Origin of the sequence: Kutzneria sp. NPDC052558, assembly GCF_044547355.1 — a bacterium.
In the GTDB taxonomy this organism is placed as follows: Bacteria; Actinomycetota; Actinomycetes; order Mycobacteriales; family Pseudonocardiaceae; genus Kutzneria.
Window position 1 is genome coordinate 1 of sequence record NZ_JBIUAG010000037.1, and the last position, 14593, is coordinate 14593.

Sequence of the window (14593 nt, forward strand, 5' to 3'; positions counted from 1 at the left end):
GCCAGACCGCCCTGCTCATCCAGGACATCCTGCGCTGCTGGGCCGGGGCCTGCGTGCTATGCCAACGAAACCTTCCTCCCTAACAAAGTACTGTTTGATGTCATGAAGGGGCCCTTCCTGACGTTGAACGAGAGGATCGGTCCCTTGATCTTGGACCGGTGCGGGTGTGGGTGCGGTCTAGCGCCAGTTGACGCCGGCGGCGATGAGGATCTTTCGGAGTTGGCCCGCGCCGAGGTCGATGCCTTCGGCGCGGACCGCCTCGGTCAGCGACTCCAGGGTCCACCGGCCGTTGCGGGCGACCGCGACGATCCGGTCGCGGTCGCCGTCGCTCACCCGGGAGCGGCGGCCCGATCCCGGCTGCGCCATCAGGCCCGGCACGCCCTGGGTGTCGAACAGGGCCAGCCAGCGCTTGACCGTGTGTGGTGTCAATCCCGCCTTGGTGGCGATCGAGGTCACCGAGTCGCCGCGCCAGGCGGCCATCACCAGCTGGGCCCGGCGGGCCCACGCGTTCGCGCCCACGCCGTCGGCCAGGGACCGGATGGCGTGCTCCTCCCAGGCGCCTGCGGGCGGGCGGACGGCGGTGGATGCCATGCCTTCCTTCGTAGCAACCGACGCGTGAACATTCAAGTAATCGGTCGATCTCTGCCCGTGACCGCCGCCACGTCGCGGACGAAGGTCTCGACCTCCTCGATGATCCGCGTCCACAGCTGCGGCGGGAGGTCGTGGCCCATGCCCGGGAACGTCACCAGCTTCGCGCCCGGGATCGCCCTGGCCGTCTCCCGGCCGGCCTTCGGCAGCGTGAGCGGATCCGCCTCGCCGTGCAGCACCAACGTCGGCGCGGTGACGGTCCTCAGCTCCCCGCGACGGTCCCCGGCCTTGAGCACCGCCTTGAACAGCCGTTTGTCGCCCTCGGGCCGTAAACCGTGGTCGAAGTGCTGGCGGCCCACCTCCCGCCAGAGTTGCTCGTCGACCGGCGGCGAGCCGGCGATCGCGAAGACGTCCGCCCAGAGTTGGCCCAGCTCGTCACGGTTGGTCGCGCCGCGCTTCATCACCCGGTACACCCGCCACGCCGCCCGGAGGTTGGGGCCGCTGATCCACGGCCGCAGCACCGGCGTCGACGCCATCGAGATCAGGCCGAGCACGCGGTCCGGCCGGCGCACGGCGGTGGCCTGCGCGAAGATCCCGCCCTCGGACATGCCGAACAGGTAGGCCTTCGGCCAGCCCAGCGCGTCGCACACGGCCGCGATGTCGCCGGCGATGTCGTCCAGGGTGAACTGGGCGGTGGTCGGGTCATGGGACCGGCCGGTGCCGCGGTTGTCCATGCGCGCCACGTGGAAACCCTTGGCCGCCAAGGCTTCGCAGAACGCCGTCGGCCACATCACCATCTGCGCGGCGGCCCCGGTCAGCAGCAGGATCGGCCGCCCTCCGGTGCCGAAGGTCTCATAGGCGAGGACCACGTCCCCGTTGGTCGTCGTTTTTACCATGCACTGCATGGTAACCGGTTTGGCAATGCAGCGTATTGTTAACTGGTGCCGAAGATCGTGGACCACGAGGCGCGGCGGCGGGAGATCGCCGACGCGCTGTGGCGGATCACCCGCCGCGACGGCTGGGAGGCCATCACCCTGCGCGGCGTCGCCGCCGAGGCCGGCGTGTCGATGGGCCTGGTGCAGCACTATTTCCGCAGCAAGGACGAGATGCTGCGGTTCGCGCTGGAGATCATCGTCGATGACGTGCGGGCCGAGTTGCGCCGGGTCGTCGCCGCCCTGCCCGAGCCCCGCACGCCCCGGCAGCTCGTCACCGCGGTGATGATGGAGCTGGTCCCCCGGGACCGCCCGAACGAGGCGGAGACCGCCGCCGTGTTCATGCGCCGCCTGCAACTGCGGCCCGAGAGCCTGGCCCGGCTCGGCGCCGGGCAGCCCGATCTCCGCGAGTTGCTGGCCGAGCAGATCCGCCTGGCCCGCCCCGACACCGACGCCGACCTCGCCGCCGACGGCCTCATCGCCCTGCTGGAGGGCCTGATCTTCGTGGTCGTGACCGGGCAGCAGTCCAGCGCCACCGCCCGAAAGGTCATGGCCGCCCAGCTGGACCACGTGTTCAACTGAGCCATGGGCGTGCGGCTGGTGGAGATCACCGACGAGAACCGGGACGCGGTGTGCGCGCTGAAGGTGCGCCCGTCCCAGGAGCGGTTCGTGGGGTCGGTGCCGAAGTCACTGAACGACGCGGTACAGATCCCCGAGGCCGAACCGTGGTGCCGGGCGGTGTACGACGGCGACGAGCCGGTCGGCTTCGTGATGCTGAGCTGGAACGTCCCACCGGGTCGGCCCGGCATCCTCGGGCCGTACTTCCTGTGGCGGCTGCTGATCGACGGCCGGTTCCAGGGCCGCGGCTACGGGACCGCGGTGCTGGACCTGATCGTCGGCCTGGTTCGGGCCGACGGCGCGACGGAGCTGCTGACCAGCCATCACCCGGCCGAGGACGGCCCCGGGCCGTTCTACCGCAAGTACGGGTTCGTGCCGACCGGGGAGATCGACGGCGGCGAGCCGGTGCTGAGGCTGGACCTGAGTCACTCCCCCTGACGCCGGATGACCGGACCGAGCCGCCCTCATAGGCTGGGGGTCTACGACCTTGGGGGAAGAATGCCTGACCGGCGAACGTTTCTGCGCGGCGCGGCGGTCACCGGCCTGACCGCGTCGGCCCTGCTCGGCGGCTCGGCGACCGCCTCGGCCGCGACCTGGTCGAAGCGGTTGACCGGGGCGGACCTGGACACCAACAGCCGCTGGCAGGTGGCCGGCACCGATCTCGGCATCCCGTACGTGCTGGAGAACGGCTCCATCGGCTACCTGTTCGGCGACACCTTCGGCGGGCCGTGGCCGGAGGACGGCATCGACTGGCGCGCCCCGGTGATGCTGCGCTCCAACATCCATCCCGGCGCGCCCGGCGGTGTGGTGTTCGACAGCGCGGCCAAGGTCGCCGGCAACGGGCGCGCGCCCGAGCTGATGGTCAACGGGCATCGGGGCGTCGGCATCGACGGCGTGTGGGAGGTGACGGTGATTCCCAACGACGGCATCGCCTTTCCCGAGACCGGCCGCCAGCTCATCTCGTACATGAGCATCCAGAACTGGGATTCCGCTGGGCCGAACGGTCCACAGTGGAAGTCCAACTACGCCGGCCTGGCGTACTCGGACAACGGCAACGACTTCATCCGCACCAGCCTGAAGTGGTGGAACAGCAACGACAACACCGACCCGTACCAGATGTGGACCATGCAGCGGGACGGGGACTACGTGTACGTGTTCTCGGTGCGCTCGGGCCGCCAGGACGGACCGATGATGCTGCGGCGGGTGCCGTGGCAGCGGCTGTTCTACCCGGATTCCTATGAGGGTTGGGGGTGGAACGGCTCGAACTGGGGCTGGGGCCGGCCGTGCTCGCCGATCCTGACCGGACGGTTCGGCGAGCCCTCGGTGCGGAGGCTGGGCGACGGCACGTGGGTGATGGCGTATCTCAACTGCGCCAACGGATGCATCGTCACCCGCACCGCCGCCGGGCCGGACCGGGTGTGGACCGACGAGAAGATCCAGGTGTTCCCGTGGCAGGAACCCGGTCTGTACGGCGGTTTCATCCACCCATGGTCGACGGCCCAGGCCAACGGCCTGCACCTGATGGTGTCGAAGTGGACGCGGGACCAGAACAACCGCTCCACGGCGTACCACATGAGCCAGTACGTCGGCAGCGTGTGACCGGTCAGCTGTCGAGCGCGGCCCGCCGACCGTCCCGGACCTGGTCACGCAGCCACGCGTGGGCGTGATCACCGTCGTAGGTCCAGAAGTCGGTCGGCGTGTTGTCGACGTGGATCTCCCAGTGCAGGCCGCGCGCGGCCAGGAAGTCGGCCAGCAGCTCGTTGAGCATCAGCATCCAGCGGCGCTGGCGCTCGGGAGGAGGTGGGCGCCGACTTCGCGACCGGGATCGATCAGCTGGTGGCCCTCGCCCCGGCTGTGCTGGCCTGAATCCGCCACGCCACAACGAGAAGCGCCAGCACGGCGACCTCGGCCAGCACGCTGATCAGCGCCTGCGGCGCGGGGTCGAAGCCCTGCTCGACGAACGTGCCGATGCCGACCGTTCGGGACAGAACGAAACCGGCCAGCGCACCGGCCGCAAGCCCGGCGGCGGCCAGCCGCGGGACCAGGTTGTTGCCGAACACCAGCAGCACGGCGATGGCGAACGAGCCGCTGGCCTGGAGCAGGAATGCCGGCCCGACAAGGGGAATCACCCGATACCCGTGCAGGTACAGGTCGGCGTGGACGTAGCCGCTCACGGCCAGAAGAATCGCGGTGGCGTACCTCATGCCAGTTTCACGTCCTTCACGGCCAGGCCCGGATTCCCTTGCCGGTAGGCGACTTCACGGATGCCGAGCGCGTCGGCCAGCTTGCCCGCCGGCAGCGTGGCCGGCGTCGGCGCGGGGCCGTCGCCGGGCTTGGGCAGCGGATAGGCGGTGGTCGTCGCGCTGTGGAAGGTGATGTTGCCCTCGGTCTTGGTGAACAGCTGGTGCACGTGTCCGTTCAGGCAGGTCACCGAGGAGAACCGGCGTAGATAGGACAGCGCCTGCACGGCGTCGTCGGTACCCCAGCCCCACGCCGGGTACATCTCGAACAGGGGGATGTGGCTGAAGACCACGATCGGCGTGTCCGCGGACAGCTTGGCCACGTCCTTGCGGATGAACTCCAACTGGTCCGCGCCCAGGTGCCCGAGCTTCTCCAGGCTCAACGTGTTGACCAGGGCCAGAAAGTGCACGCCCTTCAGGTCGAAGCTGTACCAGCCGTCGCCGGCCGTGCCCGCGCCGAAGGCGGCCCGGTACTTCTGGCCGGCGTCGTCCACGGAGTCGTGCTCGCCGGGCACGGTCAGGGTCTTGCCGGTGTTGAGGTGGCTCATCATCTGCTTGACCTGGTCGAACTGCGCCGGCGTTGACAGGTGCGTGAGATCCCCGGTGTGCATCACGAAATCGGGTCGGAACGGCAGGCCGTTGACCTGGTTGACGGCGTGCTGAAAGGAATCCTCGACCGCGGTGTTGGCCGTGCCCTTGAAGCCCAGGTGACTGTCGCTGACCTGCACGAACCGCAGCGCGTGCGGATCGGCGAAGGGATCGGGCGCGGCCGCCTCGGCCGGGCCGGAGATGTGGCTGATCACCTCGCCTCCGGCCACCGTCAGCACCACGGCCGCGCCGAACCAGGCGGTGTGCCGCAACAGCTGCCGTCTGGTCATGCCGTGTTCGTCCACAGTGGAGTCGCTCACGGCGTCACCGTCACGGTCGCGGTCATGAACGGGTGGATGGTGCAGAGATAGGAGAAGGCGCCGGCCTGGGTGAAGGTGAACTGGAAGGTGTCGCCCTGGTTGAGCGGCTTGGAGTTGAGCGGGCCGGACTTGCCGTTGCTGGTCACGGTGTGCGGGTCCTGGTCGGCGTTGGTCCAGGTGACCGTGGCGCCGGCCTTGACCGTGATCGACGGCGGGTCGAATGCGAAGTTCTTGATGGACACGGTGTTGGTGGCCACCGGCTGGTCCGAAGTGGACTGTGCGGCGGTCGGCATGCTCATCGACGTCGACGGGCCGGGAGTCGAGGCCGCCGGGCTGCACGCGGTCAGGGCCAGCACGGCCAGGCCGAGGACCGCGATCCCCCTTGCCCCATGGGATTTCCTCATGCCCAGGGATACGGGACGGGGTTACGCCGGCGGGGGCACGAAAACCTCGACCCGGCCGCTGGATTCCCGCACGAGCAGGTCCGGCAGCGGCGGCGGGGCGATCGGCAGCTCGTGCTCGGCCAGCGTTCCGTCCACATTGAACGAGGTTCGGTGGCACGGGCAGTTCAGCTTGCGCTCCGGGGCATCCAGCCGCAGCCGGCACCCGAGATGGGTGCAGATCGCCGACACCGCCGACACCTCTCCCCCGCTGCGCCGCAGGAATCCCGTCACCGCCCCGAGATCGAACGGCCGCACGCTCCCGTCGGGCAGATCGGCCGAGGCCACCACCGCCCGCCATTCCCCGTTGTCGGGCACCAGGTTCTGCTTCTGCGGCGCGGCCGCCGTCGCCCCGACCAGCAAGTGATCGATGCCGGCCCCTGCTGCCGCCGCGGCCGCGGCGGCAGCCGCCGCCGTCACGAACCGCCGCCGGTTGCCGCCCGACGGCGGTTTCTCCGCCGGACGATCCTGCTCCCCGGCCAGCCGGTCCCGCAGGGCGGCGACAAATTCCTCGGACGGCTCGCCATCGTCCTGTTCGGACCGCAGCAGGATCGCCACCCGCACCTCGGCGGCCTCGTCCTCGGAAGCCTTGAACGGCCGGGGCTTGCGCCCGGCCAGCAGGTCCTCGACATAGCGCCACGCCGGAGTCTTCACGACAGCATCCCTTCCGCCACCGTCGCGGCTTGGCGAAGGGCCCGGTGTTGCAGCACCTTCGCGTTGCCGACCGTAACCCCCATCTCGTCCGCCGCCTCGCGCAGCGAGCACGCGCCGAGGAAACGCAGTTCCAGGATCCGACGGTAGCGCTCGGGCAGCGCGGCCAGGATCGCCGCCGCCCGCGCCGGCGCGGCCGGGTTCTCCGGCGTCGGCTCGGGAGTGGAGATGCCGAGCTCCTCGTCCAGGGTGGTGACCTCCCGGCCGAGGGTGCGCCGCCAGTACTCGGCCAGCACCGTGCGGGCGGTGGCCAGCAGATAGGACCGCACCTCGCCGATGCTGGCCGTGACCCGCAGCGGCTTGAGCGCGGTCAGGAACACCTCGGTCGTGAGGTCCTCCGCGTCCGGCCGGTTGCCCACCTTGGCGTACATCAGCCGGTGTATGCGGCCGACGTTGTCCCGGTAGACCGCCTCCCAGTCGGCATAGACGTCCTGGCCCACCAGGTGCAGCCCCCTCGGCTCCGCCCGTTGGCGCTCGTGTCGTGACTCGGCCCGTTCGCCCACCCGCCACCATCCTCCACCCGACCCCGGAACGGGGATAGGCGAGGGGGTTACACGAGCACGCCGTGCAGCAGCAGGTCGATGAGCCGGGCCGCCAGGTCGCGCCGGCCCTCGCTGGCCGCGATCAGGCTGATCCCGCCCAGTGCCATCAGCACGTCGCCGGCGTGCGCCTCGGGCCGCATGTCCGCCGTGAGCAGGCTGTCGATCGCCCGCGCCAGCATCGCCCTGGTCTCCAGCCGCTCGCCCTCGTCGGTCAGCACCACGCGCAGCACGTCGGCCATGCCGTCCTTGGCCGCCATGAAGTCGATGAACCGCTCCATCCAGGTTCGCAGCGCCTCCGCCGGCGGCATCCGTTCCGCCAGCTCCGGCGCCGCGTCGCACAGCCGCCGCACCTCGTTGCGGTAGGTCGCCTCGATCAGCAGTTCCTTGGACGGGAACCGCCGGTACAGCGTGCCGACGCCCACCCCCGCCTCGCGGGCGATGTCCTTCACCGACGCGTTCGCCCCGTCCCGCCCGAACGCCTCCGCCGCCGCCACCAGCAGCCGGTCCTCGTTGCGCTGCGCGTCCGCCCGCAGCTTCCGGCGCTCCGCCACCCCGCACCTCCGCCACAACCGGAACCAACTCCGGATCCTACCGGAGGCGCATGTGGAGTAACGGAGATGCTTCTGCGTGACCGGGCGGCTACTTCGTGCGATGGTGTCGGCGTGGCGCGGGGTGCGGACGCCGAGCGGGCGGCGAGATTCCGGGATGTGGCCGCGGTGGGCCAGTTCCGGGTGCTGTGGCTGGCCCACGCCCAGTCGAGGGTCGGGGACCAGCTGGCCCGGGTGGCGCTGTCGGTGCTGGTGTACGACCGGACGCATTCGGCGGCGTGGACGGCGTTGACGTACGCGATGACGATCCTGCCCAACCTGGTCGGCGGGACCTGGCTGTCGGGCCTGGCCGACCGGTTCGACCGGCGCACGGTGATGGTGGTGGCCGACGCCGTCAGGGCGGCCTTGGTGGCGTTGATGGTCGTGCCGGGCCTGCCCATCGCGGTGCTGGTGGTGCTGCTGTGCCTGGTGCAGCTGCCGTTCACGCCTTTCTCCTCCGCGCGCAACGCGGTGCTGCCGACGATCCTCAGCGGCGACCGGTACATGGTGGGCCTGGCGGTGATGCGCACGACGGACCAGCTGAGCCTGGTCGGCGGCATCGCGGCCGGGGCGACGCTGGTGACCCTGCTGGGCACCTCCACGACGTTGGCGATCGACGCCGTGACGTTCGCGCTGTCGGCGCTGCTGGTCGGGCTCGGGGTACGCAGCCACCGCCCGCCCGGCGTCCCGCACAAGAAGCACCTGCGGGCCGGTCTCCGGCTCGTGGCCGGCGATCCGCAGCTGCGGGCCCTGGTCGCAATCGCTTGCGTCAACGGCTTCTACATCGTGCCGGAGTCACTCGCCGTGCCCTACGCCGCGCAGCTACGAGGCGGCACCGGCGCGGTCGGCTGGCTCCTGGCCGCCGTGCCGGCCGGCTCGGTCGTCGGCATGCTCTGGCTCAAGAGCCTCCGCCCCGACCTGCGGTTGCGCCTGATGGTCCCGCTGACCGTCGCCACGTGCGCCATCCTCGTGCCCACCTGGGCCGCCCCCGCACTCGCCGTCTCCGCCGCCCTCTGGGCCTTGTCCGGCCTGGCCAGCGCCCACGACATGGTCGTCCAAGGCGCGTTCGTGCAACGGGTTCCCGACGCCTCCCGAGGCCAGGCCATCGGCCTGGCCAGCGCCGCCATGCAGTCCGCCCAGGGCATCGGCATCGTCTTGGCCGGCCTGCTCGCCGAGGTCCTCAATCCTGGTGCCGTCATCGGCTTGGCCGGCGCCGCCGGCGTGGTCGCCGCGACGGCCGCCGGCCTCGCCTGGCGGCGGGCAGCGGGATAGGTTCTTCCTTGTGACGGACCGCAATCCGGCCGGGCGGATGGTCGACGCCGCCCGGGCCTGGCTGGACAGTCTGGACGACGAGCAGCGCGCGGCGGCGGCGTGGCCGTGGCCGGCGGAGGAGGAGCGGCGCCGCTGGTACTACACGCCGACCGACCACGGGGGCCTGCCGCTGACGCGGATGCGGCCGGCGCAGCAGCAGCTGGCGATGAGGCTGGTGGCGTCGGGACTGTCGCGGGCGGGCTTCGTGACGGTGTCGACGATCATGGGCCTGGAGAACGTGCTCGACGGCCTGGAGGGCTGGCGCGTGGACTGGGGCCGGGAGCGCGGGCGGGATCCGCAGCTGTACTGGCTGCGGGTGTTCGGCGAGCCGTCGGACGAGGGCCCCTGGTCGTGGCGGTTCGGCGGGCACCACGTGTCGGTGCACCACGTTGTGCTGAACGGCACAGTTCAGGCCAGCACGCCGTGCTTCCTCGGCGCGGACCCGGCGGCCTCGCCGCTGCTGGGCGGCCACCTGCTCCGGCCGCTCGGGGCGGTGGAGGACCTGGGCCGGGAGCTGGTGCGCTCGTTCGACGAGGAGCTGCTCAAGCAGACGATCATCAGCCGGACGCCGCCGGTGGACGTCGTCAGCGGCAACCGGCCCCGGATCGCCCACGGGGACACGGCGATGCGCCTGCCGGACGTCTGGCGCGGCCGGTTCACCGAGCCGCGCCTGGCCGAGTCCGTTGAGCAGATCCAGCGCAACGCCGAGGCCGGCATCGGCCTGCGGCCGGAGCATCTCGACGACGTGAGCCTGACGACCGTCCCGAAGGGCGTGCCGGCGGCCAAGTTGTCACGACAACAGCAGGACCAGTTGCGAGCCCTGCTCATGGTGTTCCTGGGCCGGGTCCCGGACGAGCTGGCCGAGCGGGAGGCGGCCAAGTTCGCCGGCGACAAGCTGCTGGACGTGCACTTCGCCTGGGCCGGCGGCGTCGAGCCGGGCCAGCCGCACTACTACCGGCTACAAGGTCCGCGATTGCTGGCCGAGTACGACAACACGCAGCGCGAGGTCAACCACGTGCACTCGGTGTGGCGGGACCCGGAGGGCGACTTCGGCGACGACGTGCTGGCCCGCCACCTCGCCGCCCACCACCGTTAGGGCGCGGGTGGCGCATGGAGGAACGCCACCCGCGCGAGTCCGTCAGTGCTGGGCGGCCAGCCACTCGTCCAGGCTGGTCCGCGCCAGCCGGGCGTCCGGCCCGGGCAGCAGCACGGTCTGTCCGGGCACGCCGCCGTAGAACAGGGCGTTCGGGTCGGTGATCACCTGGCGCCGGTCGCCCCGGTAGGCCAGCACCCGGCGCACCCACTCGTCCAAGGTGTGCGACTGCGGCCCGGCGATCTCGACGATGCCGTTGGCCGGGTCCCCGGCGGCGGCGCCGGCGACCGCTGTTGACACGTCAACAGCGGCGATGGGCTGCACGCCCACCCCCGGCAGCCGGACCGCGCCGTCGACCATGGACGAGTCGGCGATGGCCCCGGCGAACTCGAAGAACTGAGTGGCCCGCAGGATGGTGTGCGGCAGCCCGGCCGCGCGGATGGCGCTTTCCTGGGCGACCTTGGCCCGGTAGTAGCCGATCTCGGGCGAGCGGTCGATGCCGATGATCGACAGCGCCACGTAGTGGCCGACGCCGGCCTCCCGGGCGGCCTCGGTCAGGTTGCCGGTCGAGGTGGTGAAGAAGCTCATCACGTCGTCGTCGGCGAACGACGGCGAGTTGGACACGTCGACCAGCACGTTCGCGTCCTGAAGCACCTCCTTGAGCCCCTCGCCGGTCAGCGTGTTCACACCGGTGCTCGGCGCGGCGGCGACGGCCTCGTGGCCGGCCTCGGTCAGCCGGCGCACCACGCCCGAGCCGATCAGGCCGGTGCCCCCGATGACGACGATCTTCATGGTTCCTCCCCGTGTTCGCGGTGGCTCGCCAGCTAGGACCGGGCAGCCCTCAGGTTTGTGACACCCCGGCTGTCACACATCCGGGGCCGGCCCGGTCCTAGCTGATCGTCAACCCGAGAACCGGAGGAGCACACCGTGGACGACTTCTACGCCGCCGGACCGCCGCCACAGCTGGACGTGGTGGCCACCGTGCCGAACGCGCCCCAGATCCACGCGCAGGCCGAGGCGATGACCATTCTCGTCACGCTGCCGCCCGACAGCCCCGGCGCGCCGCCGCACCGCCACTCCGGCCCGGCCTACGGCTACGTGGTCAAGGGCGAGATCGTCTTCGAGCTGGAGGGCGAGCCGGCGCGGGTGGTCAAGGCGGGCGAGGCGTTCTGGGAGCCGGGCGGCGACGTGATCCACTACCAGGACGGCAACCACCTGGCCGACGCCGAGTCGGCCTTCGTGGTGACCATGTTCTGCGTGCCCGGGCAGCCGATGCTGGTGCCGGTCAGCGCCGAGGAACTGGCGCTGCGCAAGGACCGCCGCGCGCCGGTTTCCGTTGGCAGGACAGGCGTTCAGCCCAACGGATGATGCCAACGGGGTCCGTGGGCGCTGGGTGGGCGACGGGGCTGGCGTACGCTGCGGAGGCACCGCGCCAGCCCCGTCGAAAGGGACCACACAGCATGGAGACGACGCTCGACGACGCGGCCGCGGTCTTCGCCGAGGTGCGGCCCCGCCTGTTCGGCATCGCCTACCGCATGCTGGGCACGGCCGCCGACGCCGAGGATCTGGTGCAGGAGGTCTGGATCCGCTGGCAGACCTGCGATCGCTCGGCGGTGCGCAACCCCGCGGCCTACCTGGCCACCACCGCCACCCGGCTGGCCATCAACGCCACCCAGACGGCCTACGCGCGGCGGGAGAGCTACGTCGGGCCGTGGCTGCCGGAGCCGATCGACACATCGGCCGACCCGCAGCTGGGCGCCGAGCGGGCGGCCGCGCTGGAACTGGGTGTGTTGCTGCTGCTGGAAAAGCTCACGCCGACCGAGCGCGCCGCCTACGTGCTGCGGGAGGCGTTCGACTACCCGTACCAGCAGATCGCCGAGATCGTGCAGACCACGGAGGCCACCGCCCGGCAGTACGTCAGCCGCGCCCGCAAGCATCTGGCGGCCGAGCGCCGGGCCCCGGTCGACCCGGACGAGCAGCGGCGGCTGCTGACCGCCTTCGTCAAGGCGGCGCAGGCCGGGGACCTGTCGGCGCTGGAGGAGCTGTTCGCCGCGGACGTCGTCAGCTACTCCGACGGCGGCGGCGTCGTGCGGGCCACGAAGCACGTGGTCAGGGGCGCGGACGCGGTGGCCAAGCTGGTGCGCGCCTGGTCGACCAACTTCTGGGACGACGTGCGGGCCGTGCCGGCCGCCCTGAACGGCGCGGATGCCGTGCTGCTGCAACGCAACGGCGAGACGATCGGCGTGCTGGCCGTGGCCGGATCGGCCGCGGGCATCGACGAGGTGATGTGGGTGCTGAACCCGGCCAAGCTCACCGCGCTGTGAGCTCGGCCGGTCGGCTCAGGCCCGGGCCGGCAGCAGGCCCAGCCGGCCGACCACCTCGGTGGTGGCCCTGGACATGTTGAACGTGTAGAAGTGCACGCCCGGCACGCCCTCGTCGATCAGGCGCTGGGCCAGTTCGGTGACCACGTCGATGCCCTCGGCCCGAAAGGCCTTCGGGTCGTCGACCAGCGGTTCGAGCCGCCGCGCGATCGACGCCGGCACTGGGGCGCCGGACAGCTCCACGGTCTTGTGCAGCGTGCGAGCCGTGGTCAGCGGCAGAATCCCGGGCAACAGCGGGGCGTCGCAGCCCCGCGCGGCCATCCGGTCCCGCAGCCGCAGGAAGTCCTCGGCCTCGAAGAACAGCTGCGCGATGGCGAAGTCCGCGCCGGCCCGGAACTTCCGCACCAGGTACTCGGTGTCGGTGTCGAGGTCGGCCGAGCGGGGATGCCCGTACGGGAAAGCCGAGACTCCCACACAGAAGTCGCCGAGCTCCCGCACCAACGAGACCAGTTCCTCGGCGTAGGTCAACCCCTGCGGGTGCTTGACCCACTCCCCCATCGGGTCGCCGGGCGGGTCGCCCCGCACGGCCAGGATGTTGCGCACCCCCACCGCCGCGTACCAGCCGATGACGTTGCGCAGCTCGGCGACCGAGTGGTCGACGGCGGTCAGGTGCGCCATCGGCAACAGGGACGTCTCCTGCACCACCCGACCGGTGGTGCGGATCGTCCGGTCCCGACTCGACCCGCCGGCCCCGTAGGTCACCGACATGAACGCCGGGTCCAGGCCCTCCAACTGCCGGATCGCCAGCCAGAGCCGCTGCTCGTCGGCGGCGTCACGGGGCGGGAAGAACTCGACCGAGAACACCGGCCCCGGCCCGTTCAGGCGATCCAGCACATGCGCGCACTCCACGCGTGTCAGCTCCATCCTCGTGGACAACACAGCCGTGCCCGCGGCCGGTGTCTGACTCCCGGCCCGTGGAGCCGGTCACAGTGGCGGGACCGTGCCGGATTCGCACCGGCTTCCCTGCACCGCGGGCCTCGGCCAGACGATACCGGCCGAGGCCCCGCGGGTCCCGCACACGCCCGCCATTCGGAACGACAACGGAGGAAACAGCCAGATCTTTCAGGCCAGATGCCTGGCGTGCTGAGGTTCACCCCGGTGGTGAACGACGTCAGCAGCTCGGCGGGGTTGCGGTAGGCGGGGTTGCGGTAGTCGCACCTGCGACCGGCCGCTGTGCCCCCAGCGCGCCGCCCCGCAGATCGGCCGGCCGCTGCGCGCCAACGAGAACCGCAGTACCTTCGTGCCGTACCCGGACTGCTAGCGTTAACGGTGTTAACCGAGCCGCGAGATGGGGAGTCCGATGCGTGTAGTGGTCGCCGGGGCGTCCGGGGTGATCGGGACCGCGCTGACACCGGTCCTGCGTTCCGCCGGACACGAGGTCCTTCGCCTGGTCCGCCGCTCCCCCACCGCCGCCGACGAACGCCAATGGGATCCGGTGGCGGGTTCTCTTGAGGACGGGGCGCTGGACGGCGTCGATGCCGTGATCAACCTGTGTGCGGTCGACACCACCGCTCGGAGATGGACACCCGAGTTCAAGCAGGAGCTCATCGACAGCCGCGTCGTGCCCACACGGGTGCTGGCGGAGGCAGTCGCTTCCCACGGCGTTCCCGCGCTGTTGAACAGCTCGTCCGTCGCCTACTACGGCGACACCGGCGACACCGTCGTCGACGAGTCCGCGCCTGCCGGGTCCGGATTCCTCGCCGACATGGACCGCGAGCGTGAAGAGGCTGCCGCTGCCGCCTCGGACGCTCGGGTTGTCTTGCTGCGCACAGGGATTGTTCTGTCGCCTACCGGCGGTTTGCTCGGGCAGCTGCGGCCCATGGTCGCCTGGGGCGCGGGAGGCCGCATGGGGACTGGACGGCAGTACCTCGCATGGATCTCCCTCCACGACGAGGTCTCCGCCATCAAGCACGTTCTCGAACACCCCGAGATCACCGGCCCCGTCAACCTGTCCGGGCCCCAACCCGTCACCAACGCCGAAATGGTCCGCGCCGTCGGCCGCCTCCTCCACCGCCCCACCCCATGGGTCTACCCGCCCCGGCTCCTACGACTGTTCGCCGGCGAACTCGCCGACGCCGGCGCCCTCACCGGCCAACGCGCCGTCCCCGACGCACTGCTGCGCCACGGCTTCGAATTCCGCCATCCGACCGTGTCGGTGGCACTGGCGGCTGCTTTGTAGGAGGTTCTTGGGGGTGGGGGTGGAGGTGGGGGTGGGTCTGTGGTTCTTGCGCTGATCGGGTGC

General features: G+C 71.1%; 19 protein-coding genes, 1 pseudogene and 1 riboswitch. Of the genes and pseudogenes, 9 read left to right on the top strand and 11 right to left on the bottom strand.

Features of this window, described 5'->3' with window-relative positions; all coding sequences use genetic code 11:
• Nucleotides 1-177: 177 nt before the first annotated feature.
• Complete coding sequence (locus ACIG5F_RS41200) at nt 178-591, bottom strand: helix-turn-helix domain-containing protein (RefSeq protein ID WP_396525585.1); 414 nt, start codon at nt 589-591, stop codon at nt 178-180.
• Between the two features lie 32 nt (nt 592-623).
• Entirely contained in the window at nt 624-1484 is an 861-nt protein-coding gene (locus ACIG5F_RS41205) for an alpha/beta fold hydrolase (protein ID WP_396525587.1), read from the bottom strand.
• Nucleotides 1485-1529: 45 nt separating this feature from the next.
• On the opposite strand from ACIG5F_RS41205, the gene ACIG5F_RS41210 reads away from it, so the two are divergent.
• The 3 genes from ACIG5F_RS41210 to ACIG5F_RS41220 are packed head-to-tail and all read left to right on the top strand — an operon-like array spanning nt 1530 to nt 3737.
• Nucleotides 1530-2102, top strand: coding sequence for a TetR/AcrR family transcriptional regulator (locus ACIG5F_RS41210; protein WP_396525589.1), 573 nt, complete (start codon nt 1530-1532; stop codon nt 2100-2102).
• Between the two features lie 3 nt (nt 2103-2105).
• A complete protein-coding gene (locus ACIG5F_RS41215; protein ID WP_396525591.1) occupies nt 2106-2576 on the top strand; it encodes a GNAT family N-acetyltransferase in 471 nt (156 codons plus the stop codon).
• Between the two features lie 60 nt (nt 2577-2636).
• Entirely contained in the window at nt 2637-3737 is a 1101-nt protein-coding gene (locus tag ACIG5F_RS41220) for a DUF4185 domain-containing protein (protein ID WP_396525593.1), read from the top strand.
• A gap of 4 nt (nt 3738-3741) precedes the next feature.
• On the opposite strand, the gene ACIG5F_RS41225 is transcribed toward ACIG5F_RS41220, so the two are convergent.
• Genes ACIG5F_RS41225 through ACIG5F_RS41255 form a run of 7 tightly spaced genes read right to left on the bottom strand, consistent with a single transcriptional unit; the run spans nt 3742 to nt 7530 of the window.
• Nucleotides 3742-3912: a hypothetical protein gene (locus ACIG5F_RS41225; protein WP_396525595.1), complete on the bottom strand. Its 171-nt coding sequence runs from the start codon at nt 3910-3912 to the stop codon at nt 3742-3744.
• Nucleotides 3913-3967: 55 nt separating this feature from the next.
• Nucleotides 3968-4342: a hypothetical protein gene (locus ACIG5F_RS41230; RefSeq protein WP_396525597.1), complete on the bottom strand. Its 375-nt coding sequence runs from the start codon at nt 4340-4342 to the stop codon at nt 3968-3970.
• On the bottom strand, nt 4339-5286 hold the full coding sequence (locus ACIG5F_RS41235; protein WP_396525599.1) for a metallophosphoesterase family protein: 948 nt from the start codon (nt 5284-5286) through the stop codon (nt 4339-4341). Before ACIG5F_RS41235 ends, ACIG5F_RS41230 begins: the two co-directional genes overlap by 4 nt.
• Nucleotides 5283-5690 carry a cupredoxin family copper-binding protein gene (locus tag ACIG5F_RS41240; RefSeq protein ID WP_396525601.1) on the bottom strand — a complete coding sequence of 136 codons (408 nt, stop codon included), beginning with the start codon at nt 5688-5690 and terminating at the stop codon, nt 5283-5285. The genes ACIG5F_RS41235 and ACIG5F_RS41240 overlap by 4 nt, the downstream gene beginning before the upstream one ends.
• 21 nt (nt 5691-5711) lie before the next feature.
• Complete coding sequence (locus tag ACIG5F_RS41245) at nt 5712-6380, bottom strand: ubiquinol-cytochrome c reductase iron-sulfur subunit (protein ID WP_396525603.1); 669 nt, start codon at nt 6378-6380, stop codon at nt 5712-5714.
• Nucleotides 6377-6940 (bottom strand): RNA polymerase sigma factor, encoded by a 564-nt coding sequence (locus ACIG5F_RS41250; RefSeq protein WP_396525605.1) that lies wholly within the window; start codon nt 6938-6940, stop codon nt 6377-6379. Before ACIG5F_RS41250 ends, ACIG5F_RS41245 begins: the two co-directional genes overlap by 4 nt.
• 47 nt (nt 6941-6987) lie before the next feature.
• The gene (locus ACIG5F_RS41255) at nt 6988-7530 is read right to left on the bottom strand and encodes a TetR/AcrR family transcriptional regulator (protein WP_396525607.1); all 543 of its coding nucleotides are present in this window, start codon (nt 7528-7530) and stop codon (nt 6988-6990) included.
• A 111-nt stretch (nt 7531-7641) separates the two neighbouring features.
• Here ACIG5F_RS41255 and ACIG5F_RS41260 point away from each other — a divergent pair, with 111 nt between their 5' ends.
• Both ACIG5F_RS41260 and ACIG5F_RS41265 read left to right on the top strand, forming a co-directional pair.
• On the top strand, nt 7642-8838 hold the full coding sequence (locus ACIG5F_RS41260; protein WP_396525609.1) for an MFS transporter: 1197 nt from the start codon (nt 7642-7644) through the stop codon (nt 8836-8838).
• A gap of 10 nt (nt 8839-8848) precedes the next feature.
• On the top strand, nt 8849-9973 hold the full coding sequence (locus ACIG5F_RS41265) for a DUF3500 domain-containing protein (protein WP_396525610.1): 1125 nt from the start codon (nt 8849-8851) through the stop codon (nt 9971-9973).
• Between the two features lie 42 nt (nt 9974-10015).
• Here ACIG5F_RS41265 and ACIG5F_RS41270 read toward each other — a convergent pair whose 3' ends face one another.
• Nucleotides 10016-10762 carry an SDR family oxidoreductase gene (locus ACIG5F_RS41270; protein WP_396525612.1) on the bottom strand — a complete coding sequence of 249 codons (747 nt, stop codon included), beginning with the start codon at nt 10760-10762 and terminating at the stop codon, nt 10016-10018.
• Between the two features lie 135 nt (nt 10763-10897).
• On the opposite strand from ACIG5F_RS41270, the gene ACIG5F_RS41275 reads away from it, so the two are divergent.
• Both ACIG5F_RS41275 and ACIG5F_RS41280 read left to right on the top strand, forming a co-directional pair.
• Complete coding sequence (locus tag ACIG5F_RS41275) at nt 10898-11338, top strand: cupin domain-containing protein (protein WP_396525614.1); 441 nt, start codon at nt 10898-10900, stop codon at nt 11336-11338.
• 92 nt (nt 11339-11430) lie between these two features.
• A complete protein-coding gene (locus ACIG5F_RS41280; protein ID WP_396525616.1) occupies nt 11431-12294 on the top strand; it encodes an RNA polymerase sigma-70 factor in 864 nt (287 codons plus the stop codon).
• Nucleotides 12295-12309: 15 nt separating this feature from the next.
• Here ACIG5F_RS41280 and ACIG5F_RS41285 read toward each other — a convergent pair whose 3' ends face one another.
• The gene (locus tag ACIG5F_RS41285) at nt 12310-13215 is read right to left on the bottom strand and encodes a methylenetetrahydrofolate reductase (RefSeq protein ID WP_396525618.1); all 906 of its coding nucleotides are present in this window, start codon (nt 13213-13215) and stop codon (nt 12310-12312) included.
• A gap of 9 nt (nt 13216-13224) precedes the next feature.
• Nucleotides 13225-13346: riboswitch (cobalamin riboswitch) on the bottom strand.
• Between the two features lie 155 nt (nt 13347-13501).
• Between ACIG5F_RS41285 and ACIG5F_RS41290 the strand changes: the two are divergent.
• Nucleotides 13502-13612: pseudogene (locus tag ACIG5F_RS41290) on the top strand (short-chain fatty acyl-CoA regulator family protein); the annotation flags it as partial.
• 39 nt (nt 13613-13651) lie between these two features.
• Nucleotides 13652-14530, top strand: coding sequence for a TIGR01777 family oxidoreductase (locus ACIG5F_RS41295; protein ID WP_396525620.1), 879 nt, complete (start codon nt 13652-13654; stop codon nt 14528-14530).
• Nucleotides 14531-14593 lie beyond the last annotated feature (63 nt).